This window comes from Caryophanon latum, from assembly GCF_001700325.1.
In the GTDB taxonomy this organism is placed as follows: Bacteria; Bacillota; Bacilli; order Bacillales_A; family Planococcaceae; genus Caryophanon; species Caryophanon latum.
In genome coordinates this window covers 1-1,300 of sequence record NZ_MATO01000094.1, presented here as the reverse complement: position 1 = coordinate 1,300, position 1,300 = coordinate 1, and the positions used below count along the sequence as shown (strand labels likewise).

Sequence of the window (1,300 nt, the reverse complement as noted above, 5' to 3'; positions counted from 1 at the left end):
GTGTTTCAGGTTTCTCTGTTCCTTCTGGATTCGTTTCACCTGGTTTTTCTGTTCCTTCTGGGTTTGTTTCACCTGGTGTTTCAGGTTTCTCTGTTCCTTCTGGGTTTGTTTCAGGAATTGATGGTCCATTTGTTTCTGTTTCAACTGTTTTAAATGTTGCAGTTGGACATGTTTTCGAATCGACCGCATCAACAATCGTTACTGTGCCGACTTTTTCTTCTCCAACATATACATCATACGTTCCTGAATTTGTGTCAACTGGAATATCATTTAAGCTCAGTTCTTTTCCAAAAATATTGACTACACTTCCAGCTGGTACATTGTCGCCTGTTACTTTCACATATGCTTGTGTACATGATGGTTGTGGATCCGGCTTTGCTGGTGGTTCTACATTTGCCGGTGGGTGAATTGGAATAATCGGTACAATTGGTCGCTCTTCTGGCACAACTGGTTTCACTGAATGCACGAATGCTTTACAGTCTTCAATTGTAATTTGCGCAACCTCTTCACCTGCTGCCATTACTTGAATAACCGCACCATCTTTGTTCGCTTCATTAAATTCGTTGCCTAGTGGAATCGCGACTGTGCCGTCTTGCGCTACAGTTACGTCTACTGTTACGTCACCGAATGTTAATGTCACCGTTTGACCTGCATATTGTTCACCTAACGTCGCTTCTGCGTAGTCACATGCATGAATTGTCGGTTCAAACGTTCCTTCACAATCAACTAATGTAACCGAACCGATGATGTTGCCATCTACTGTTACTGTTACTTCGCCTTCTGTGAATGGCACGATGATCGTCTTGTCATCTTCTACCGTTACCGTCATTGTCGTACCGTTATTGCTTACCGTTACGTTTGTGCCTGCTGCATAGCCTGGTAATTCGATAATTGCCGCTGTACATGCTGGAGATACGAATGTAAATGTACCTTCACAATCTTCAATGACCATTTCACCAAGAATGTCGCCTGCTGCGTTCGTTACAGTGAATGTACCGTTAATGAATGGCACTGTTGCTTCACCATTCGCATCTACTTTTACAGTAGCTGTTTGTCCTTGTGCATTCGTTAACGTAATAGTTTCGCCTGCTAATTCTGGTGCTGTGAACTCGCCTGCCATACAGCTTGTTTGACCGTCTACAACGATTGATACGCCTGGTGTTACTGGTACAATGACATCTTTTTCACAAGATTCCTCAATTGGTGTACCTGGATTTGTTGGGTTTTCACCGTTCTCTCCTGGTGTACCTGGATTTGTTGGGTTTTCACCGTTCTCTCCTGGTGTACCTGGGTCCGTTGG

At 43.7% G+C, this 1,300-nt stretch carries 1 pseudogene; it reads right to left on the bottom strand.

What is annotated here, in order from left to right:
* A pseudogene (locus A6K76_RS16300) lies at positions 1-1,300 on the bottom strand (hypothetical protein); the annotation flags it as partial.